Annotated in this window: 21 protein-coding genes; 18 read left to right on the plus strand and 3 right to left on the minus strand. The window is 42.2% G+C overall.

All coding sequences use genetic code 11. From position 1 onward, the window contains the following. Positions 1–304: 304 nt before the first annotated feature. Both J7623_RS06115 and J7623_RS06120 read left to right on the plus strand, forming a co-directional pair. Positions 305–931, plus strand: coding sequence for a WbqC family protein (locus tag J7623_RS06115; protein WP_291918582.1), 627 nt, complete (start codon positions 305–307; stop codon positions 929–931). A 258-nt stretch (positions 932–1,189) separates the two neighbouring features. Beyond that, the gene (locus tag J7623_RS06120) at positions 1,190–2,590 is read left to right on the plus strand and encodes an arginine decarboxylase (protein WP_291918584.1); all 1,401 of its coding nucleotides are present in this window, start codon (positions 1,190–1,192) and stop codon (positions 2,588–2,590) included. Between the two features lie 378 nt (positions 2,591–2,968). On the opposite strand, the gene J7623_RS06125 is transcribed toward J7623_RS06120, so the two are convergent. Together J7623_RS06125 and J7623_RS06130 are read right to left on the minus strand one after the other, a co-directional pair. Next, positions 2,969–3,802, minus strand: coding sequence for a hypothetical protein (locus tag J7623_RS06125; protein WP_291918586.1), 834 nt, complete (start codon positions 3,800–3,802; stop codon positions 2,969–2,971). 216 nt (positions 3,803–4,018) lie between these two features. Beyond that, positions 4,019–4,471 (minus strand): Hsp20/alpha crystallin family protein, encoded by a 453-nt coding sequence (locus J7623_RS06130; RefSeq protein WP_291918588.1) that lies wholly within the window; start codon positions 4,469–4,471, stop codon positions 4,019–4,021. 236 nt (positions 4,472–4,707) lie between these two features. Between J7623_RS06130 and J7623_RS06135 the strand changes: the two genes are divergently transcribed. The 16 genes from J7623_RS06135 (at position 4,708) to J7623_RS06210 (ending at position 19,419) form a co-directional block, all read left to right on the plus strand. Continuing rightward, on the plus strand, positions 4,708–5,121 hold the full coding sequence (locus J7623_RS06135) for a BrxA/BrxB family bacilliredoxin (RefSeq protein WP_291918592.1): 414 nt from the start codon (positions 4,708–4,710) through the stop codon (positions 5,119–5,121). A gap of 128 nt (positions 5,122–5,249) precedes the next feature. Beyond that, a complete protein-coding gene (locus J7623_RS06140) occupies positions 5,250–6,551 on the plus strand; it encodes a prolipoprotein diacylglyceryl transferase family protein (RefSeq protein ID WP_291918595.1) in 1,302 nt (433 codons plus the stop codon). A gap of 7 nt (positions 6,552–6,558) precedes the next feature. Next, positions 6,559–6,990 (plus strand): hemerythrin domain-containing protein, encoded by a 432-nt coding sequence (locus J7623_RS06145; protein WP_291918598.1) that lies wholly within the window; start codon positions 6,559–6,561, stop codon positions 6,988–6,990. A 170-nt stretch (positions 6,991–7,160) separates the two neighbouring features. Beyond that, entirely contained in the window at positions 7,161–8,096 is a 936-nt protein-coding gene (locus J7623_RS06150) for a DUF2167 domain-containing protein (RefSeq protein WP_291918601.1), read from the plus strand. A 312-nt stretch (positions 8,097–8,408) separates the two neighbouring features. Beyond that, on the plus strand, positions 8,409–10,889 hold the full coding sequence (locus J7623_RS06155; RefSeq protein WP_291918604.1) for a TonB-dependent receptor: 2,481 nt from the start codon (positions 8,409–8,411) through the stop codon (positions 10,887–10,889). A 334-nt stretch (positions 10,890–11,223) separates the two neighbouring features. Further along, positions 11,224–11,790, plus strand: coding sequence for an RNA polymerase sigma factor (locus J7623_RS06160; protein ID WP_291918607.1), 567 nt, complete (start codon positions 11,224–11,226; stop codon positions 11,788–11,790). Beyond that, positions 11,790–12,347: a hypothetical protein gene (locus J7623_RS06165; protein WP_291918610.1), complete on the plus strand. Its 558-nt coding sequence runs from the start codon at positions 11,790–11,792 to the stop codon at positions 12,345–12,347. The genes J7623_RS06160 and J7623_RS06165 overlap by 1 nt, the downstream gene beginning before the upstream one ends. Then, the gene (locus J7623_RS06170; RefSeq protein ID WP_291918613.1) at positions 12,331–13,416 is read left to right on the plus strand and encodes a hypothetical protein; all 1,086 of its coding nucleotides are present in this window, start codon (positions 12,331–12,333) and stop codon (positions 13,414–13,416) included. The genes J7623_RS06165 and J7623_RS06170 overlap by 17 nt, the downstream gene beginning before the upstream one ends. A 41-nt stretch (positions 13,417–13,457) precedes the next feature. Beyond that, positions 13,458–14,192 carry a head GIN domain-containing protein gene (locus J7623_RS06175; RefSeq protein ID WP_291918616.1) on the plus strand — a complete coding sequence of 245 codons (735 nt, stop codon included), beginning with the start codon at positions 13,458–13,460 and terminating at the stop codon, positions 14,190–14,192. 93 nt (positions 14,193–14,285) lie between these two features. Continuing rightward, positions 14,286–14,777 (plus strand): YajQ family cyclic di-GMP-binding protein, encoded by a 492-nt coding sequence (locus J7623_RS06180; protein WP_291918619.1) that lies wholly within the window; start codon positions 14,286–14,288, stop codon positions 14,775–14,777. A 74-nt stretch (positions 14,778–14,851) separates the two neighbouring features. Then, on the plus strand, positions 14,852–15,103 hold the full coding sequence (locus J7623_RS06185) for a type B 50S ribosomal protein L31 (RefSeq protein ID WP_145674946.1): 252 nt from the start codon (positions 14,852–14,854) through the stop codon (positions 15,101–15,103). A gap of 69 nt (positions 15,104–15,172) precedes the next feature. Beyond that, positions 15,173–16,351: a putative sugar nucleotidyl transferase gene (locus tag J7623_RS06190; protein ID WP_291918626.1), complete on the plus strand. Its 1,179-nt coding sequence runs from the start codon at positions 15,173–15,175 to the stop codon at positions 16,349–16,351. Between the two features lie 13 nt (positions 16,352–16,364). Continuing rightward, positions 16,365–17,126, plus strand: a complete 762-nt coding sequence (gene tpiA, locus J7623_RS06195; protein WP_291918628.1) for a triose-phosphate isomerase — start codon at positions 16,365–16,367, stop codon at positions 17,124–17,126. A 149-nt stretch (positions 17,127–17,275) separates the two neighbouring features. Beyond that, entirely contained in the window at positions 17,276–17,800 is a 525-nt protein-coding gene (locus J7623_RS06200; RefSeq protein ID WP_291918629.1) for a GNAT family N-acetyltransferase, read from the plus strand. Between the two features lie 245 nt (positions 17,801–18,045). Next, a complete protein-coding gene (locus J7623_RS06205; protein WP_291918631.1) occupies positions 18,046–18,642 on the plus strand; it encodes a 2'-5' RNA ligase family protein in 597 nt (198 codons plus the stop codon). Between the two features lie 489 nt (positions 18,643–19,131). Further along, positions 19,132–19,419 carry an acylphosphatase gene (locus tag J7623_RS06210; protein WP_291918633.1) on the plus strand — a complete coding sequence of 96 codons (288 nt, stop codon included), beginning with the start codon at positions 19,132–19,134 and terminating at the stop codon, positions 19,417–19,419. A 361-nt stretch (positions 19,420–19,780) separates the two neighbouring features. Here J7623_RS06210 and J7623_RS06215 read toward each other — a convergent pair whose 3' ends face one another. Next, a complete protein-coding gene (locus J7623_RS06215) occupies positions 19,781–20,908 on the minus strand; it encodes a C1 family peptidase (RefSeq protein WP_291918635.1) in 1,128 nt (375 codons plus the stop codon). Positions 20,909–20,917 lie beyond the last annotated feature (9 nt).

Below are 20,917 nucleotides of genomic sequence, written 5' to 3' on the forward strand. Positions count from 1 at the left end.
GCAGCCGGAAAGAATAAAATATTAAACACATATAAATAAAAGGGTGTTTTAAAAAAATAGTTTATCTTCACATTTCCTCCTCTGCTCGCTAAAAATGAACACAAAAGCGACTAATATCTTTAGTATTTTTGCATTTTGGAAACTTTTGACTGGAAAAGTATCATGCTAAATAGCTTAGCATATGATTAATAATTCTATGAGCTGTTAATCATTTACTTAAAGTTAATTGTTAAACATTTATGTATAAGTGATTGTCAGGTGAGATAAACCATTTTTCTACATCCGGCTATAAAATTTTGACATTATGACAGAGAATGCAGAAGAGAAGATATTATTGATTGAATCCCAATATTTTCCACCAATTGATGCATATAAAGCTTTAGTTGAACACGATATATTACAGATTGAGAAATATGAGCACTATCAAAAGCTCAGTTACCGGAACCGTTGTTACGTAGCTGGCCCAAATGGCAGGATGATTTTAAGTGTGCCTTTATCAAGAGGGAAGAATCAGCGGACAGTGATGAAAGATGTCCGGATCAGCAACGAAGAGAAATGGCAGGACCTGCATTGGAAAACGCTGGTGTCTGCTTATCGCCGCTCTCCCTGGTTCGAATATTATGAAGCCGAGTTACAGGAATTATACGAACGGCCGTTTAACTTTTTGCTCGACTGGAACCTCGCTTGTTTTGAGTGGGCCAATAGCAAGCTCGGCATTTTGATACCCATTACATTTACCGAAAGCTATCAGAAAGAAGTGGCAGGAGTAACGGATGCGAGAGAAAGTATTTTGCCGGGAGCCGTAGAAGTGGGTGAACCAACATACACCCAGGTGTTCCAGGACCGTACCGGGTTTATTTCCGGCCTTAGTATACTGGACCTGCTTTTTTGTGAAGGAAAACAGGCCCTGAGCGTCATCCGACGGGGTTAATAAATTATCAATAATATTATTTAACTAGCTGGTTTGTAATTGTTTGTATATTTGCCCGGGTAATTGTGCTGTTTTAAGCAACACCTCCCGAAAAAAATTAAGGTGGCAATCAACAAAATATTTAGATTTGCAACCTATTTTGCTGGGGTTCGAACTGACGTAGGTGTGTAAACCAGGAGTTTCCCAGTAAGGGAAAAAAGGAATGTTATCCTGTTTTTTTTCTATTAATAATTCCTAAAAATTCATTTGTAGTACTAAATGAACAACACCTACACAGACCTCGTTAAACAGACCTTTGAATTTCCCCAGGAGGGCTTTGAAGTAAAAGACAACTACCTGGAATTTAATGGTTTGGACATTAAGGCTTTGATTGACAAGTATGGAACTCCATTTAAGTTGACCTACCTTCCTAAAATCGGAATGCAGATCAACAAAGCAAAGAAGATGTTCCAGGATGCTATCAAAAAGAACAGGTACGATGGAGAGTATTTCTATTGTTATTGTACTAAAAGCTCGCATTTCTCCTTTATAATGGAAGAAACGCTGAAGCATGGTGTACACATCGAAACTTCTTTCGCTTATGACATCGATATCGTCAATAAGCTGTATGAGCGGAAAAAGATCAACAAAGAAACTTATGTGATCTGTAATGGATTTAAGACCAAAGCTTATACGAGAGCTATTGCGCGATTGATCAACAGTGGTTTTAAGAATGTAATACCCGTACTGGATAATAAAGAGGAGCTGGAAGACTACAAGCGGAATGTTAGAACCAAAGACAAAGTGAAGCTGGGGCTGCGTGTAGCAGCGGAAGAGGAGCCAAGTTTTGATTTCTATACCTCCCGTTTAGGTATTCCTCCGCGTGATATCCTGGAGTATTATGTAGATAAACTCAAAGGCAATGAGAAGTTTGAGCTGAAAATGCTGCACTTCTTTATGAATAAGGGGATCAAGGACGATATCTACTATTGGAGCCAGTTTAACCGTGTAATGAACCTTTACTGCCAACTGAAGAAGATCTGTCCGGAGCTGGATAGCATCAACGTAGGTGGTGGCTTCCCGATTAAACACTCTTTAGGTTTCGACTACGACTATAATTACATCGTGAATGAAATTGTAGCCAACATTAAGAGCATGTGTAAAAAGAACAAGGTACCAGTACCTAATATTTACACAGAGTTCGGTTCCTTTACAGTGGGAGAGAGCGGTGCGGTTATTTATAGCGTGGTTGGTGAAAAAATGCAGAATGACAGGGAGTCCTGGTACATGATTGACAGCTCTTTCATTACCACATTACCGGATACCTGGGGCATTGGCGAAAAGTTCCTGATGTTGCCTATTAATAAGTGGGACCAGGAATACCAGGAGGTACATCTCGGTGGACTTACCTGCGATGGATACGATTTTTACACTTCTGAGGAACATATAAATGCGGTGTTCCTGCCTAAACAGCAGGCATCAGGCGAACCGTTGTATATTGGATTTTTCCATACAGGCGCCTACCAGGATCAGCTGAGCGGGTATGGTGGTATTAAACACTGCCTGATTCCTTCGCCCAAGCATGTGATTGTAGGGTACGACAAAAACGGTCAGTTGAAAGATTGGTTGTATGCGAAAGAGCAGACTTCCCAGAGCATGTTAAAGATTTTGGGTTATTAAAAAAATGGGTTAGTAATCCTACTGAAAGCCCCCCGATTATTCGGGGGGCTTATTTTTTTTCATTTTTTCTCTCAGTATGATAAAAAAAGGCTTTCATTTTAGTGAAAGCCCTATCATGGCATAGGTTAGATGATATTCACCGGCATAAGGGAAAATAGGAGATGAATATTTTGTACTGCAAAGATATGTCTCTCCTTTGCCACTGGTAAGCCCCGAAAGTTGTAATTTTTTCTAATCTTGTTTTGGCAAGAATACTTGTATTAGCAACAATATATTATCATGTTGCCCCCAAATGACACGAATGGTAATATTTACTTATCAATATAGTGTTAGAAAAACTAATATGATAGCTTTATTGCATAACACAGATGTGTAGTCTCATGGGTTTTTAGAGTCGTTGAGGTAGTCAATAGCCGTACCGCACTGTTTTTCAATTTCTGTAAAACACACTTCCAATAACTCCAGTTCTCCCTTCATAAAGGCAGATTTGCCGGAACGGGAAAATCCTTTCACCAGCAGAAACTGTTTGGTCAGGTGCTGATTGATCAGGGAAAGGTGTTGTTGTTGCCTTTCAGAAGTGCGTTTTTGTTCCATGGAAATGATGTTGCGGTAATACTGTCCCATTGCCCTGATCAGGAACAGCAGGTACATACCCACAATCAACGGATTGGCGAGGTATTGAAACGCTGAAGAATAGCCCGGACTAACGTAAATGGATATATTATTGAGTTTTACATAGGCAATAGCCACCATATAGCTGCAGAGAATCAGGCTCCAGGTGAGTGCCATGGTCAGATTCACCGTGATATAGCAAAGTAAAATGCTCATCACCCATATCATGGTGTATTTCGGGCTGAGATCCTGGTTATTCAGCAGGGACGAAATAATGGGAATACATAAGGTGACAAAGGAGGTGAACAACCCTACTTTTTTTGCAGGTACTCCTTTCCTCAACAGGTAGAGACAGGTAACCAGGCAACTGATCATCAACGGGATGAGCAGCATATTAACGATATTCTGACTCAGCATATTGATGAATAGAATGCTCATGAGCATAACAATGTAGAAGAAGGCATAATCAAAGATGAGTTTGATTTTTGCCTGCTCATAAGTATTTTCCGTATGAAGAATTACGTTCCCGATCACCTTTTTTTCGGTGTTCAGGTAAATACTTTTTATAAATAACCAGCCTTGTCGGAAGAGCTTTGCCATGGTTGCGCGCTTAGAGGAGCAAATTATTATATAATAAAGTACGGGGAATTCAACGTTTGTGTGAATTATACACAGCTAACAGCATTTAGCTATCAGTTTTTCGCAAAAAAATACCGGCAAAGTGGCGGCTGGGTACGGCATAAAAAAAACAGTCACGCTTTGGCGTGACTGTTTTTCCTTTAACACCAGACCACACTGAGGTGTGGTCTGCTTCCCTTATTCCACTACTATTTCTTTAGGAGCGTCCTGTTTGTTTTCCTTTTTACCAAGGGTTACTTTCAGGATACCATTTTCATATTTTGCATTGATCTTACCGGCATCTACCAATTCACTGATGGTGAAGGAGCGTTTGAAAGATTTGAAGCTGAATTCACGACGTACCTGTTTGTCGCTTTCATTTTTAGTTTCTGCTTTTCTTTCTGCACTGATGGTAATTGCTTTTTCATCGGCGCTGATCTTGAAATCTTCTTTGGAGAAGCCTGGTGCTACCAGGTCCAGCACAAAAGCTTCTGGAGTTTCAACGATGTTTACCGGAGGATGGGTGGTAAAATAATCGTTGGTCAGAAAATCGTCTTTTACATATTTATTCAATCCTCCATTCAGAATGTCTTCTACAATTCCACCAAATGATTTAGGAAGCGGGCTGTGGTTAAATTTAATGTGTGTCATAGTTTCTATAAATTTTTTAGTGTGAAATCAATTTTTGTTTGATACCGGGTACAGATCAAATGGGATACCATGCCGTAAAAACTGCTATTTTGTTAGTAAAAACGTTACAGATTGTGACATTATGTCATTTGTATTGTATTTGTTATGTCAAAAAGTCTAACAACGCATCCATTTTTTTACTTTTTGGCTGCATATAACTAACTTTGTAAAAAATTAAACAGAAAAAACTATAACATATGTATCCAGCGGAATTAGTAATGCCAAGAAAGGCGGAGTTAACGGATAACGGTTTCCAGGAGTTGCTGACAGCAGGTAGCGTGGATGAAACACTGAAACAGGAAGGAACTACATTGGTGGTGATCAATTCGGTATGTGGCTGTTCTGCCGGTACTGCCCGTCCAGGTGTATTAATGGCGGTAGCACATAGCGAAAAGAAACCAGACAGGCTGACGACCAGCTTTGCAGGTTTTGATGTGGAAGCAGTACAACAAATCCGTACGCATCTGTTGCCTTATCCTCCTTCTTCTCCGGCAATTGCCTTATTTAAAAATGGTGAATTGGTACATTTCATCGAGCGTCATATGATTGAAGGCCGTTCCGCGCAAATGATTGCTGCGAACCTGCTGGACGCTTTTGAACAATATTGCTAATATTCATATTTCTAAAATCCAAATTTAGAAATTCGAAATTGCATCGTACTTTGGTGGTTTGATTTTCCTTTTGATTAAATTCGGCTTTGTTCATAGGAAAGTTCAGATCACCAATTTTTTTTACGGCTATGTATCCTAATTTATATTACGCGTTCAGAGATCTGCTTGGCTTAGAGATTCCAGTTTTAAAGATTTTTCAGACGTTTGGCTTTTTCGTAGCCATCGCCTTCCTGGCAGGCGCTTATATTTTAACGCGTGAACTGAAACGCTATGAGCAACAAGGTTTGCTGAAAGGCGTTCCTGAGAAAGTAGTGACAGGCCTGCCTGCTACGCAGGGAGAAATTATTGGTAATGCGGTAGTAGGATTTATCATCGGGTATAAAATACTTGGCATCTTTTTTCAATGGGATGTAGCTTCTGCCGATTTACAGGCGTTTGTATTTTCCAGCCAGGGCAGCCTGATAGCAGGTATTCTGTTGGCAGCTGTGATGGCAGCCTATAAATATTACACGAAAAAGAAAAAGGCGTTAGCCAAACCCCAGGAGCAAACTGTAATGGTAATGCCGCATCATCGCGTACCCGATATCATTGTAATGGCGGCGATTGCAGGTTTACTGGGCGCCAAGATTTTCCATAACCTTGAGAACTGGGGCGACTTTGTAAAGGACCCAATCGGTTCATTGTTATCTTTCAGCGGACTTACTTTCTATGGCGGACTCATAGTAGCGGCTATTGTGATTATCAGCTATGCCCGTAAAAAGCAATTTAATATCCGCGCCTTGATTGATAGTGCAGCACCTGCATTAATGCTGGCTTACGCTATTGGCAGAATGGGTTGTCATTTCTCCGGAGATGGGGATTGGGGTATTTATAACAGCGCCTATGGTATTGATACTAACACCGGTCATACTGTAAAAATGGCCCCCGCTGCTTTTAATGATGCCGTACAAAAAAATACATTGTTCTTTCACCAACAATATAGCTCCACGGAACAGATCCCGCATGCAGCTTTTGAAAAACCAGCCGCACTGGGTTTTGTACCTGACTGGCTTTTTGCTTACGGATATCCACATAACGTAATCAAAGAAGGAGTACAGATGGCTGGCTGCGATGGTGTTTATTGTAAAGTATTACCTATTGCCGTATATCCTACACCGTTATATGAAATCATTGTTTGCCTGGTGTTCTTCCTGGTGCTTTGGGGCATTCGTAAAAAGATAAAGATACCAGGTGTTATATTTGGTATATACCTTATATTAAATGGTATAGAAAGATTTTTTATTGAGAAGATAAGAGTAGACACCCGTTACGATATCTTCGGTTTTCATCCTACCCAGGCAGAAATTATTTCTACGCTCCTGGTCATTGGTGGTATTATACTGATTGTCATCTACCGAAAAAATAGTACTGCCGCAAATAAGCTATCCTAATTACAATATGCAACGTCACCCTTCTTTAATTTCACTGTCGCACGAACACAAGCGCCTGTTGTTTGTGTGCCGCTACCTCAAAAAAGATGCAGCACCCTACGAAGGCTTTCCCCTGGAAACACAAGCCAGGTTTGAATATATTGTCAAAGTATTCCAGGAAGTAATGGTGCCGCACATCCAGAAAGAAGAATACCTTTTTGAAAAATGTGCAGGCAAAAGTGCCGCCATTGATGTCATGATAAAGGAATTACAGGCGGAACATCTCGTTATTTCCCGGATGTACACCACCCTTACCGATAGCACAGACCTCGATTCGGCCATGGATATACTGGCTACTCACCTTGAAACGCATATCCGCAAAGAAGAGCGGCAGTTCTTTGAACTCCTGCAACAGGAGTTGCCCGATCTGTTGAATGGCTTGCAACTGGCCCTTGAATAAATGGATTTAACGTGTTATTGCCCGCATTTAATTTTAGAAGTAATTTTTCAGTAGAGTTATAGTAGCACCAGGTAGTTGTATTTTTAATCTGTCTATTAATCGTAACCTTTTTCTTGCTTTATCCTTGTTTGTTGAGCTGGTAAATAACCTGTGGCTATTTAATTGGAGTTATGCGTACGTTTTATTACAGCTTCATGTCGTTTTTGTGCCTGATGGTCAGCCTCAAAAGCCTGGGATTATCCAGGGAAGACAGTTTAAGTAAGTATGACAAGCTGGATTCATCTGACATTATTGTGGCATCTTTTTCTTATAAGACGGGTGAACAGGAACTGGGACAAGGGGTTACTCTGCAGGTACCCAAAGGTTTCCGTTTGCTTGATGCTGCGCAAAGCCGCCGGCTGGTGGAAGGTTTATGGGGGAACCCGGATAATCCCAATACCCTTGGCATCTTGTTGCCTGCGCGCGTAAGTCCCATTGACAAGGACTTTCGTGGGGTAGTGATTTCCTTTGAACCTTTCGGGTACCTGGACGAACAGGAAGCCGGGAATATCAATTATAATAGGCTGCTCCGTGAGATGAAAGAGGAGCTAAAGAATGAGAATATATTGCGCCGTCGTAATGGCGGAGGGGAAATTACCAGCATGGACTGGGCATTTCCTCCTTATTTTGACAAAGGAACCCGCTCTCTTCATTGGGCCCGTATACTACGCTTCGAGGGTAGCACAGCCCCGGTATTGAATTATGAAGTACGCCTGCTCGGCAGAAGAGGTTCGCTGTGTTTTACTGCGATTGGTAAAATAGGTGAAGGCCCAAAAATAAGAGCACAGCTGGACCGCGTGGTTACCCTGGCCCGGTTTACCAATGGAAACAGTTATGCAGATTTCAACCCCCGTACAGACGAGTCGGCCCGCTGGACACCGCGGGAAAGTTTTTTTAGCAGCCGGGCATTATCTACAGAAAGCCTGCTGTTGGGCATACGCAGTACTTTATCTATGTTGCTGGTAGGTTTATGTATGGTATTGTTTATTTATTTGATGCAATTTTACCATCATCGCCGTAAGTCCGGATATCGTAAAATGATCGATTTTGACGAGCGTCTGAATTAAAACCACGCTGCCCTTCCCATCTCCCGGATATTCTATCCCCTTATAATACCGGCCATCCTGTATTAACACCGCTATTTAATATAGTGCATCTCTCCGTGCAACATTGTGCCATTCCAGTCGTCTTTTTAGTCGTTTCATCAATTTTTACCATTCGTCCCTAGCTATAGACCGCTTGTGTAATGCTATGTACTGTGTAATACATAATACCTACTTTTACATCGTAGTAGTTAATCTACTGTAGTAGTTTAACTACTGTAGTAGACAAGCTAAGGATCTAAAAAACCAAATAGAATACCTCTAAATCGCCCTTATATGAATACAAGTATTAAAGCTATAACATTAACAATTAGTGTGTTAGCTGCAGCTTTAACCTCCAACGCCCAAAATGCAGCCGGCGTGGCAGGACAAGTTAACCAGGCTGGAAATAAACCTGTAGAGTTTGCTACTGTAACCTTATTAAAAGCAAAAGATTCAACATTAGTAAAAGGAGCCATCGCTGATATCAATGGTCGTTACGAATTTGAACAGGTAAAACAGGGAAAGTACCTGGTTGCCGCTGTATCTGTTGGTATGACCAAAGCCTATAGTCCTGTTTTTGATGTAACCGGCAATAAAGTACAGGTACCTGCTGTATCCCTGGCCGCCGTTTCCAAGGCATTAAAAGGTATTGATGTTACCGCCCGCAAACCATTTGTAGAACAAAAGGCAGATAAAATGGTGGTAAATGTGGAAAGCAGTATTACTGCCGCAGGCGGATCTGCCATGGAAGTACTGGAGAAATCTCCTACCATCAATGTAGATAAGGATGGTAATGTATCTATGAAAGGTAAGGCCGGCGTTGTAATTATGATAGACGGGAAGCCTACCAATATGACTTCCCAGGATTTGGCAGAAATGCTGAAAAGCATGCCAGCTACTAATATTGATCAGATTGAGCTGATATCCAATCCTTCCGCTAAATACGATGCCGCCGGTAATGCAGGTATCATTAACCTGAAGCTGAAGAAAAATACCAGCTACGGTACCAACGGTAACCTGACCGCCAGTGTGGCGCAGGGAGTCCGGCCCCGCTGGAACGGTGGCTTGAACCTGAACCACCGCAATGCTAAACTCAACGTGTTTGGTTCTTATAATTATAGTCACCGGGAGGCGCAACAAGACCTGGGCGTATATCGTTCCTTTACGGATGAAAATGGCTTAAGGGTGTATGACCAAACAAATAAAATGCACCAGAAATCTGATTACCAGGGAGGTAAAATAGGTGCGGATTATTTTATCAGTAAAGGGCATACCATCGGTGTAATGGTGGATCTGGCCGACAGAACCCAACGCTATCCATCGCAGTCTGTCACTAATATTGGCAATGGCATGCGCATAGATTCTGCCTTGCATACCAATACCACTTATAATAGTAAATGGAGGAGAGGTAGTTATAACATTAACTATCGTGGTATCCTTGATTCAACAGGCAGAGAACTGAATGTAGACCTGGACTATGCACGGAATACAGACAAGCAGTTGACGGATATTTTGTCCCTGTCACGTGACGCAGAAGGAAAAAGAATAATGGGTAGCGACACTTCCCGTAATAATCAGCCATCCCGTATAGAAATCAAGACTGCCAAGTTCGACTATGTGCAGCCACTGAAAAATCAGGCGAAGCTGGAAGCCGGTGTGAAAGTGAGCTTTGTAACCACCGATAACAATGCCCGTTTCGACTCACTGAGGAACAATAACTGGGTATTGGATGATAACCGTTCCAATCATTTTATCTACAAAGAAAATGTGAACGCAGCTTATATCAACTTCAGCAAGCAGTTTAAGAAGCTGAATGTACAGTTGGGACTGCGTGGAGAACAAACCAATATCTCCGGTAATTCTCAATCGGTGAATGCGAAAGGTGATAATAAGGTAGTAAAGAATGATTCCAGCTACTTCAACCTGTTTCCTAATGTAGGCCTGACCTATGTGTTGAATAAAAGTAATACCCTGGGGTTAACGTATAGCCGTCGCATTGAGCGTCCGAGCTATGAAGATCTGAATCCATTTGAATTTTACATCGACAGATATACCAAACAATCCGGCAACCCTTATCTCCGTCCGCAGTATTCCAACAATTTTGAGTTGACGCATACTTTCAAGGATTTCCTGATCACGTCTATCGGTTATTCTCATACCAAAGATATGATGACCAGAATTCTGGAGGCGGAGGTAGACAGAACCACTGGTGATACTTCTGTGATACGTTACAAATATCAAAACGTGGCTAAGTCAGATAACTTTAACCTCAACGTTTCTGTACCGATGCCCATCACTAAATGGTGGATGAGCTTTACAACAGTGTCTGTTTCTTATGCTAAATATCAAACCGTAGTGGATAACAACCTGGTGAAACTGTCTTCCGGCGCATTCTTTGGCCGTACGCAGCAAACATTCACCCTGGCTAAGAACACGGCAGCAGAGGTAACCTTCTTCTATGTATCTCCACAGGTAACTAATGAGGGCTTATTTAAAATGAAGTCTATGAGCTCCCTGGATCTGGGTGTATCACAGAAGATAATGAAAGGTAAGGGTTCATTGAAACTAAACGTAACGGATATACTCGGCACCAACTATTTCCGTGGTGAGTTTGAGAATGCAGGCAGGTTTACTTCGATCTCCAGCAAATGGGACGCCCGCCAGGTTCGTTTAACCTTCAACTATCGTTTTGGTAACACCAATGTGAAAGCGGCACGTGCCCGTCAAACCGGACTGGAGGCAGAACAAAATCGTATAAAACAGGGTGGTAACTAATCAGCCCTGTCCTAAAGATGGTTTTTTAGGTATATAAGGACGGAAAAACGTAGCCTCTCATTGGGCTGCGTTTTCCTTTCAAACGATGAAGTCGCTGTTTATCCGGGTTTCGTCACAGAAAAAGGCCCTTTGGTGTAATTTGATCGTCGGCAATGTTCCATCCACATAATTTTGAGAAAAATTTCACGAGGGACCTTCTTTTTATTATCTACATAAAATATTCATAATTAAATAGATAGAAAGGTCATAACCCTAGCAGAAAGCGTTAAGTGAGAATAAATTGGAAAATCTTTCCAAAGCACATGCAACCTTTTTTACAATTACTGTCTTTATAATGAAAGCATCAGCAACTAACTTGAACCAAACGCAAATAGCAGAGAATGTAGTAGACCGCTGCAAGAAAGGGGATGTTCGCGCATTCCGCGAATTGTACGACGCGTACGCGGGGGCTATGTACAACATCTGTTTGCGGATGACCAACAACGTAAGTGATGCCGAAGACACCTTACAGGAGGCATTCATCCAGGTACACCGGAATATTGGTAAACTGGAACGTGAGCAAAGCGTGAGTGCCTGGATTAAACGGATCGTGGTAAATCATTGTTTAAATACACTGCGAAAAAAGAAAGTGTATTTTGAAGAGGTAGATGAAGTGGAAGTGATGACAGAAGATGGGATTGACGAGGCGCAGTTTACCTGGACGGTAGCTGCTGTTAAATCGGCCATCCATGGTTTACCGCAGGGATATCGTACCGTATTGAATCTCTATCTTTTTGAAGAGTATTCTCACCGGGAAATAGCAGACATGCTGGGTATCACTGAATCGACCGCGAAAACACAGTATATGCGTGCCAAAGAGAAAGTAAGGCAAATTGTAAAACAGCAAAATGTAACTCGTTAATGCCAGACAATTTTGAAAGTTTTATCCAGCAGCATCGGGAAGATTTTGAGATGCCCGGTCCTTCTCCAAGGGTTTGGGATGCACTGGAGAAAGAGCTCACAACGCAAAAGAGGGGAAGGGTAGTATCGCTTTTACAGAAAAACTGGTTTAAGGCGGCGGTGATTATTGTATTACTGGCAAATGCAGGTGCCCTGTTTTATTTCGCCAAACACAAACAGCACCAGCAACAGGAATTGGCGGTAATATCGCCGGAAATGCAGGAAGCAAAAGCTTATTATACCACCCGCATCGACGAAAAGCTGAAACTGATCAATGCCTATCCGGCAGAAGAGCTGGGGCTTGATAGTGCCGCCCGTAAAGAGTTAGAACTTCGCAACGATACCTATAAAGCGCTGGAGAAGGAATTAAAAAATAATCCCGGCAATGAAAGAATTCGCGCTGCTCTTGTACGCTACTACCAGTTGAAGCTGGATTTACTGGACAAAATATTAGAAGAGTTACAGGCGAAGCGCGTAACTCCGGGTCATACAAAAAAGCAATATGAAGCTGAGATTTAAATGCTTGTTATTCCTGTTATTCCCATTACTGGCACAGGCTCACGGTGGAGGAACAGCTTACAAAAAAACAGTTGTTAAGAATTTCACGGTAAGCGATAATGCTACACTGAGTATCGGAAATAAATATGGAAAGATCATTTTTCATACCTGGAACAAGAATGAAATAAAGGCTACCATTACGATTACGGGCTTTGGCAAAGACGATTCGCAGGCGCAGTCCATCGCAGACCTGGTAGATATTGCCACCGATAAAAGCAGCAATTCCGAGGTAGCGCTGCGTAGCGTATATGCCCCGTCTAAAGCCAGTTCTGGCTGGTTTTCCTGGGGAGGAAAAATGGATTCAAAAGACTATGTGAATATTGATTACGACGTATACATTCCGCAAAGCCTGCAGAAGTTGTTAGTGGATAATCAGTTTGGAGATGTGATTGCCGACAAATTTACTTTTCCTGCTTCGCTGAATCTGAACTATTGCACATTTGATATCAGGGAGGCGGAAGACCTCAGCTTCAGGATCAACTACTGTGACAAAGGAAAAATCGGGAAAGCCGGTAAGGTAGATGTACGCGGCAACTATTCCACTATCCGCGCAGATCAGTTGCGGGGGCTGGAAACCAATTCTAACTATAGTGAATATGTGGTTGGAAAAGTAGGTAGCCTGAAAGTAGCGGCCAACTATGATGATTATAAAATTGAGACAGCAGAGCAGGTAGAGGGACGTTGTACCTATTCTGATGTGAGAGTAGGAGAACTGCTGCAGGCTGTTAGTTTAAGAATGACTTATGGAGATGTGAAAATAGTAAAGGTAAGTACCGGGTTTAAACAGGCTTATCTGCAGCTCACTTATTCCGATGCAAAAATAGTTTTCACCCGTAAGCAGCCGTTGTCTATTAATGCGAACCTGGTAAACGGAGACCTCAGTACAGGTGGATTGGAGCTGAAGAATGTGGTATCTAACCGGCGGGGATCGAATTTGACGTACTCCGCGTTGTCGGCCACCGGAAATGAATCATCTCCCAATATAAAAATACAGGGAACTAACTCAGACGTTAATCTTGATGTTCAATAAAAAAAAACGCCATTCTATTTTTTTAAAAATTTGTTACACATATGAAACGTATCAGTACCTTTTTAATGTTAGCCCTGCCTTTAATATTTGCGGTGGGTGTATTGGCTTCCTTCAAAAACATCACCCAGGAACGGGTAACAGGAAACGGGAATGTAAAAGAAGAATCACGGGATGCCAGCTCCTTTAAGGATATCAGCACTTCCGGTATATATAAAGTGGTAATTACGCAGGGGAATAATCATAGTATCAGGATAGAGGCGGAAGAGAATCTGCTGCCTTATATCATCACTGAAATCAAGGGTGACGAACTCCGTATTTATTCTAAAAAAGGATATAACATCCAGCCTACAAAGGGAGTTAAAGTATATGTGACCCTGCAGCAGGTAGATAAATTGTCTGCCAGTGGAGCCGGAGGGTATAGTAATACAGGTGTTTTAAACAGCGATCGTATTCAACTGCAGTTCAGCGGGGCAGCAGATGCCAATCTGAATATCAAGACAAAGAAACTGGATGTAGGCTTGTCCGGCGCCAGCAATATCAAGCTGAAAGGCAGCTCTGATAAAGCGGAGTATGGTATATCCGGTGCAGCAGATATCCAGGCCCTGGACTTATCTTCCGATGATGTTTCCGTGGATATTTCCGGTACTGGTAAAGCACAGGTATTTGCACAGAAGAAACTGGCCGCCAGCATTTCCGGCATGGGGTCTATAAAATATAAAGGCGATCCGGGCGTAACAAAGTCTATCTCAGGCATGGGCCGGATCAGCAAAATTTAGTAACAAGTTAGATTTAGAGTATATATGCGGCAGGTAGTTCTCTACCTGCTTTTTCTTTTTTATATTTGCTGTTCGAATATAAAATTTTAAGTTATGCCGTCCTTTGATATTGTTAGTAAAGTAGATTTACAGACACTGGATAATGCCATTAACACGGTGAAAAAGGAAATTACCAACCGGTACGATTTCAAAGGTTCACATGTGGAAATAGCGCTGAATAAGAAAGAATTGGTGCTGAATATAGAAGTAGACAGTGATATGAAGCTGGGACAGGTACTGGATGTACTGGTGAGCCGTACTATGCGTCAGGGGTTGGATGCTTCCATCTATGATATGAGTAAGGAACCATACCAGAGTGGTAAGGTATTTAAGAAAGATATACCGGTGCGGAATGGTATTAAGCAGGAAGATGCCAAGAAGATTGTGAAAATGATCAAAGACGCAGGTTTAAAGGTACAGGCGGCCATTATGGACGATATTGTGCGGGTAACCGGTAAAAAAATTGATGACTTACAGGAAGTTATACAAAAGGCAAAGGAGTCCAACCTGGGTATACCTTTGCAGTACATTAACATGAAATCCTGATTTTTTTACGAATAATCTTTGGGTGTTAAAGAAAATTAGTTAACTTTGCACCCTGTATTTACAATAATTTTGATATGAAACAGGGAATCCATCCAGAAAGTTACAGATTTGTGATATTTAAAGATATGTCAAACGGTGACAGCTTTTTAAGCCGCTCTACTGCTCCTTCCAAAGAAACTGCAAAGTGGGAAGATGGCAACGAGTATCCGTTGATTAAGTTGGAAATTTCCAATACTTCTCATCCTTTTTATACTGGTAAGAACGTATTGGTGGATACCGCAGGACGTATTGATAAATTCAACAAGCGCTATGCTAAGAAAGCATAATTGCTAAGTAAAATATTTTTTAGTTAAATCCCATCGGCGTGTCGATGGGATTTTCTATTTTAGCCACTTATGGAGCGTAATTATATTCTTTTTGACACGCCCGTACGTGAACTGTTATACCCTTTTACGCATACCAGACCTATTGCCGCCTGTAGAGTAGGGATACTCACTATACAGGAAAAATGGGAACGCTGGCTGGGTACAGGAGTAAGTCATTTTACTGTACCGCACTTACAGGAAAAGTTTCCTTTGCTGCACAAAGCCAGCAACACCGTCAATATTTTATTGAGCGGACATATATTACCTGATGCCGGGTTAGTAGCAGCCATTGCTGCGCTGGAGCCGAACGAGGAGCTATATAAAGACCAGCAATTACTGGCCAAAGCCGTATTGGGAGCGGATGTACCGTTTCTGCAGGCAGGCGGCCGGAAAAATTATCCGGGGGAAGTACTGGGAATTTATAAGCCTTGGGATATCTTTGCGCTCAACGACAAAGCAATCAGGGCAGATTTTCAGTTGCTGACAGCAGGCCGGACGTCGGCGTCTTTAACACACACCAATCAACAAATCAATCATACGGACATTTTCCTGGAACCAGGTGCGAAGGTTTCGTGCAGCGTGCTCAATGCCAGTACCGGGCCTATTTATATAGGAAAAGATGCGGAAGTGATGGAAGGGTGTTTGATCAGGGGGCCTTTTGCTTTGGGAGAAGGAGCCGTGTTGAAGATGGGAACCAAAGTATATGGTGCCACATCACTGGGGCCGTTTTGTACCGGAGGAGGTGAAATCAAGAACAGCGTGATGTTTGGTTATTCCAACAAGGGACACGATGGTTACCTTGGAGATGCTGTGATAGGAGAGTGGTGTAACCTGGGGGCGAATACATCCTGTTCCAATCTGAAGAATAATGTGTCGACCGTGAAGGTATGGGAAGAAGCCAGTGGTACTGCGGTGGCGGCAGGTAAAAAATGTGGGGTGTTAATGGGCGATTATAGTCGCTGTGGCATTAATACCATGTTGAATACCGGCACTGTGATCGGCGTATCCTGCAATGTATTTGGCGGGCATTTTCCGCCGAAATTTGTGCCTTCTTTCAGTTGGGGCCATCAGGAGGTTTACCGGTTGCCGGAAGCGCTGAAAGATGCCGGAAACTGGATGGCATTAAAGGGGCATACCTTATCAGAAAAGGAGCAGGCGGTATTGACGGCATTATATGAATTAACACATCAGAAAGACCTTAAAACTTAATATCACAGTATTTATGAGAAAGAAAATTGTTGCAGGTAACTGGAAAATGAATCTTACGCTGGCGCAAGGCGAGCAGTTGATCAACGACATACTGCAGGCCGGACTTACCTTGAAAGAAGGACAGGAAGTAGTAGTAGCTACGCCTTTTCCTTATTTACTGAAAGCAAAAGCGTTGCTGAAAAACTATCCTGGTTTTTATGTAGCTGCACAGAACTGCCACAGTGAAAAGTCTGGTGCCTATACTGGCGAAGTATCTGCAGAAATGCTGCAATCAATAGGAGTAGATTATGTGATTCTGGGTCACTCTGAGAGAAGAGAATATTTCCAGGAAAGCAATGCTATGCTGGCAAAGAAAATCGACCAGGCACTGGCCAATGGACTGAAGCCCATCTTCTGTTGTGGAGAGCCGCTGGAAGTAAGACAGGCGGAAACACAAAACGCTTATGTAGCGAAACAACTGGAAGAAAGCCTGTATCACCTGACTGCAGAGCAGTTGAAACAGGTAGTGATTGCATATGAGCCTATCTGGGCTATTGGTACCGGGCTTACTGCCAGCGCTGCGCAGGCGCAGGATATGCATGCCTTTATCCGTTCACAGATCGCGAATAAATTTGGCCGTGAAGCTGGTTTACATATTTCTGTTTTGTACGGTGGTAGTGCAAAACCTGGTAATGCAGCAGAGCTGTTTTCCTGCCCTGATGTAGACGGAGGCCTGATTGGTGGTGCATCTTTAGTGGCTGCTGATTTTGTATCTATTATAGAAAAATTATCGTAGGCAATTATATTATTTGCGAAAGGGCTATCTCTGACAATGTGGGAGATAGCCCTTTTTATTTCGTATAAATTGAAATGAGCTGGTATTGGCAGCCGGGGAATATTCGCGATATTGTTGCTGATTTCCCTGTTGAAGATAAAAGCAATGGTATGAAAACGGCAAGACTCATTTTAGCAAAGCCTGCACTGGAAGATGTAACCACTTACTTTGAAATTTATGGCGACATCCGCACCAATCTGTATAATCCTTTTGGTCCTGTCCCTGATATTACTGCGGCGAAGGCCAATATGAGGAAGTTTACAACACACTGGGAACAATATGGTTTCGGGCCCTGGAAAATCAGCCTGGAAAGCAAGCCGGAAGAGATTATTGGATATGGAGGACTGAGTCATAAAATGTACGGTGATGTTGACAGAATAAATGTGGGGTATAGATTTGCAGAAAGTGCCTGGGGAAAAGGGTATGCGACAGAATTCTGTAAGGCAGCCATCCAATATGGATTTGAGGAGTTAAATTTTCCGGAGATATATGCAGTGGTAAGGCCTGTTAACCTGGCATCCATTAAGGTGTTGGAAAAGTCTGATATGGTGTTGAACGGTGAGCTGGATGATGTACCTGGCCAGGTAAAGAGCCTGGTGTATTATATCCGTAAAGCGGATCCATATGCATTATAAGAAGGTTTCATTACTATTCATTGTGCTAAGTGGCGCGATCGTGAGGCCTTGTAAATGTATCATTTACAAGGCCTTTACTTTTAATAATATTTGATTGATATTCAATTAACCGCATATTTTTGATTCACTATTTTCTTTAGCAATCCTCATTTTTTTAGTAAAAAATGCTAAAAAAATTAGTATTTCCGAAAAAAGGTTGTATATTCGTATTGTCATTCTAACAGGAAGAATTAAAATATCAGGTTATGAATACGAATTATGAAACTTCGGAAGAGTTATTTGATTATTTGTTGGTGGTGAATCCGGATGCAGCTGTCTCAAAGGATGTGACCCGTGTTCGTCAGTTTGTTGCCGCAGAATTAAATGATGTGGGAATGTCGGGAGCGCCGGTTCATGTGGCGTTGTTCAGATCAGCCTTCCCTGAGCGTTTTCAGGAAGATTTTATCAGCATGCTGGAAGAGGTAGCGCGTAAGCAGGCGGGATTTGCCGTTTATACCTCTAAAATGGATGCTTTCAGACATGCAGACGGACATAACAGTGTTTTCATCAATGTGGCGAACCCCAAGCCACTGATTGAGCTGCACCGTAGTATCATGCAGGCGTTTGAGCTAAAGCCGCAGTCTTTCAAACCACATATTATGTTGGCAAGAGGGTTGCAGGATGCGGAAGTCAACATGGTAATGCCTTTGCTGGCACAGCAGTTATTTGTACGCAGCTTTAATTGTCATTGTTTTAGTTTGCTGAAACGACCTGCTGCAGGTGGTAAATATGAACGCATTAAAGACTTTGTTTTTGGAGATATTGAGCACATGGTAGGTTCATTGTTCAATTACGCTGCATAAGCAACCATCATATTGTCTGATTCAGGATTGCCGGGTGGTAGATTCGCAGAATGAATGGATTGTAGGCGGAGAAAAATAATTTGTTATCCCCTATATCAATGTTCATCAGTGTTTGTTTCCCTCAAGTTAACCATCCTTTTATACTGTTGCTGTTGCAATCTGTTGTTTTGCCATCCATACCTGGCGATCAGCCATTGCAGCTGTTATTGATCCGTTAGCATTCCCATTTTCAACATGCTGCGCATCTATTGATCCGGCAAATCCTGGTTCAGATAGTCATATTTATTCGTCCATCTTTTGGGAGCTGGTGAGGCGTCTGTTCCTTCTACCCTTTTTATGGGCCTGTTACTATTTAATCCCTTTTGTAATAAGTTTTTTAGTTGTTTGTATCTTAGCGGAAATTTTGAATGTATTTAAGAATGTGTCCTTCTTCATTTGTATAGCACGCAGTCGGAATAGGACAACAACCGCGTTAATCGAGTAAATTTTATGGCAACTAAGACAATTGTACACAAGGAAATTATTGTGAAAGGCCGTGTGCAGGGAGTAGGGTTCAGAGCTAATGCAAAACGCGTAGCCGACTCAATGAAAGTACAGGGACAAGTGAAAAATCTGTTGGACGGAAATGTATGGATTCTGGCAGAAGCAGAAGAATCTGTTATGGAAGACTTTATCGACTGGTGTAAATCAGGTCCTGCTATGGCAGCAGTGAAGGAATTAGATATTACCACCGGTGAAGTACAACATATTAAAGGCTTTACTATCCTTTATTCATAAATCCCTGGTTCGGTTTAACAGCGGGTGTTCAGATACCTATGCCCCCGGAGCTTTTAGCTTTTGGCTATAAGCATTTAGAAATCGCAGTAAAAAAGTTAACCAGAACCTTTTAGGCGCAAAGAAATTTAACGGAGCAACGCAACTGAATACAACCGTTTAAATTTCTTTGCGCTTTTATTATTTAAGCGCGTAGCGATTAATGTTGCGACATCACATCTGCTGCCTGATAGCTGAAAGTGCGTCCTAAGGGAGCTTGACGGAGGGGAGCAGCTTTATGTAGCCCTTATTTTCCAGTAATATACTACAAACAGAAAGGGTAGCCACCGTTGAGGAAGCTACCCTTTCTATTGCGGATCATCGCTTAGTTAAGACTGAATTTCTTTTGCAACGTTTTATCCAACGCCGCTTTGGGCACCACTATCGTAATGGTGTTTACTGCGAAATAGGCTTCTGACACATTAAGGTAACCTCCAAATGGGCTGGCGTTAGCACCCCATGAATTTTTTACCAGGAAGAAAGTTTTGCCCTTGGGCGTTTTTTCTATGCCGGTAATATGCATTAGGTGGTCATCCTGTGTGATCAATTCTTCGTATAGTTGTTGACGTGATTCCTGTGTATAGGAAGGTTCTGCCATATCAGGATTGATGCTGTCTTTTTTCAGAGAGCTGTTGGGCTCAGGCAACATGGCGTATCCCTTACTACCTGAGAAACCTCTGTTGCTTACATCTGCATCCCATAATACGGTATATCCTTTTTCAAGGGCGCTTTCTGTAATGTTGGTCAGTTCTTTTAACGGCACGTTGTAATAAGCGCCATTAGAGAAGTTATCCGGCACTTCTATAATGAAAGACTGGTAGAAGGGATGGTGTGTAAAGGAAGTAAGAAATACATAATCATCTGCATTAAACTTCACTACTTCTTTTGCAAATGTTTGCGGGGTGTAAGTTTTACCATTGTATTCGAAGGTAGCAGGTGGTTGGCCCATGTAATTATCCAGGATGCCGGTAAACTGCGATACCCAGTTATCAGGAACAGGAGAAACCTTGATGATGCTATCGAGGTATTTTTTCATGGTAGTAACCATTTCACTGTGATTATGTACAGTGGCATTGCCTTTAAGGCCGCTATATACACTTTCCGGCTCTATACCATACAAGGCAATGGAGCGGATTACGTCGTGTGCGAGGCCCCCTTCATCAAAACGGGCAAATCCTTGACGGCGTACATAGTTCTTTGCTTTTTCAATATAAACATTGCGGGCGGTAAACATTTCGGAGAGATCCAGTTCAGGAACTCCTTTGCGGAGACATTCAGATTCTACCATAGACGTAGAAGAGAATGACCAGCAGGTACCTGACATACCCTGGTTTTTAACGGGGGTGGCAGCATTGATTTTTCCTTTTACCAGGTTGTTGATCACCATGCCTTTTTCCTGGGCATTTACCATGGTGGTGGCAAACATGGCTAGTGTAAGACAAAATGTTCTCATAATACTAAG

This window comes from Chitinophaga sp., from assembly GCF_017745275.1.
Lineage (GTDB): Bacteria > Bacteroidota > Bacteroidia > Chitinophagales > Chitinophagaceae > Chitinophaga.

What these genes read in the sequence shown, in the direction of transcription:
- J7623_RS06180 (WP_291918619.1), top strand. Translation starts at nt 14,286, where the DNA reads ATGCCGTCCTTTGATATTGTTAGTAAAGTAGATTTACAGACACTGGAT.
- J7623_RS06145 (WP_291918598.1), top strand. Translation starts at nt 6,559, where the DNA reads ATGCAACGTCACCCTTCTTTAATTTCACTGTCGCACGAACACAAGCGC.
- tpiA (WP_291918628.1), top strand. Translation starts at nt 16,365, where the DNA reads ATGAGAAAGAAAATTGTTGCAGGTAACTGGAAAATGAATCTTACGCTG.
- J7623_RS06160 (WP_291918607.1), top strand. Translation starts at nt 11,224, where the DNA reads ATGAAAGCATCAGCAACTAACTTGAACCAAACGCAAATAGCAGAGAAT.
- J7623_RS06120 (WP_291918584.1), top strand. Translation starts at nt 1,190, where the DNA reads ATGAACAACACCTACACAGACCTCGTTAAACAGACCTTTGAATTTCCC.
- J7623_RS06175 (WP_291918616.1), top strand. Translation starts at nt 13,458, where the DNA reads ATGAAACGTATCAGTACCTTTTTAATGTTAGCCCTGCCTTTAATATTT.
- J7623_RS06185 (WP_145674946.1), top strand. Translation starts at nt 14,852, where the DNA reads ATGAAACAGGGAATCCATCCAGAAAGTTACAGATTTGTGATATTTAAA.
- J7623_RS06135 (WP_291918592.1), top strand. Translation starts at nt 4,708, where the DNA reads ATGTATCCAGCGGAATTAGTAATGCCAAGAAAGGCGGAGTTAACGGAT.
- J7623_RS06130 (WP_291918588.1), bottom strand. Translation starts at nt 4,471, where the DNA reads ATGACACACATTAAATTTAACCACAGCCCGCTTCCTAAATCATTTGGT.
- J7623_RS06140 (WP_291918595.1), top strand. Translation starts at nt 5,250, where the DNA reads ATGTATCCTAATTTATATTACGCGTTCAGAGATCTGCTTGGCTTAGAG.
- J7623_RS06115 (WP_291918582.1), top strand. Translation starts at nt 305, where the DNA reads ATGACAGAGAATGCAGAAGAGAAGATATTATTGATTGAATCCCAATAT.
- J7623_RS06200 (WP_291918629.1), top strand. Translation starts at nt 17,276, where the DNA reads ATGAAAACGGCAAGACTCATTTTAGCAAAGCCTGCACTGGAAGATGTA.
- J7623_RS06165 (WP_291918610.1), top strand. Translation starts at nt 11,790, where the DNA reads ATGCCAGACAATTTTGAAAGTTTTATCCAGCAGCATCGGGAAGATTTT.
- J7623_RS06210 (WP_291918633.1), top strand. Translation starts at nt 19,132, where the DNA reads ATGGCAACTAAGACAATTGTACACAAGGAAATTATTGTGAAAGGCCGT.
- J7623_RS06155 (WP_291918604.1), top strand. Translation starts at nt 8,409, where the DNA reads ATGAATACAAGTATTAAAGCTATAACATTAACAATTAGTGTGTTAGCT.
- J7623_RS06125 (WP_291918586.1), bottom strand. Translation starts at nt 3,802, where the DNA reads ATGGCAAAGCTCTTCCGACAAGGCTGGTTATTTATAAAAAGTATTTAC.
- J7623_RS06150 (WP_291918601.1), top strand. Translation starts at nt 7,161, where the DNA reads ATGCGTACGTTTTATTACAGCTTCATGTCGTTTTTGTGCCTGATGGTC.
- J7623_RS06190 (WP_291918626.1), top strand. Translation starts at nt 15,173, where the DNA reads ATGGAGCGTAATTATATTCTTTTTGACACGCCCGTACGTGAACTGTTA.
- J7623_RS06205 (WP_291918631.1), top strand. Translation starts at nt 18,046, where the DNA reads ATGAATACGAATTATGAAACTTCGGAAGAGTTATTTGATTATTTGTTG.
- J7623_RS06215 (WP_291918635.1), bottom strand. Translation starts at nt 20,908, where the DNA reads ATGAGAACATTTTGTCTTACACTAGCCATGTTTGCCACCACCATGGTA.
- J7623_RS06170 (WP_291918613.1), top strand. Translation starts at nt 12,331, where the DNA reads ATGAAGCTGAGATTTAAATGCTTGTTATTCCTGTTATTCCCATTACTG.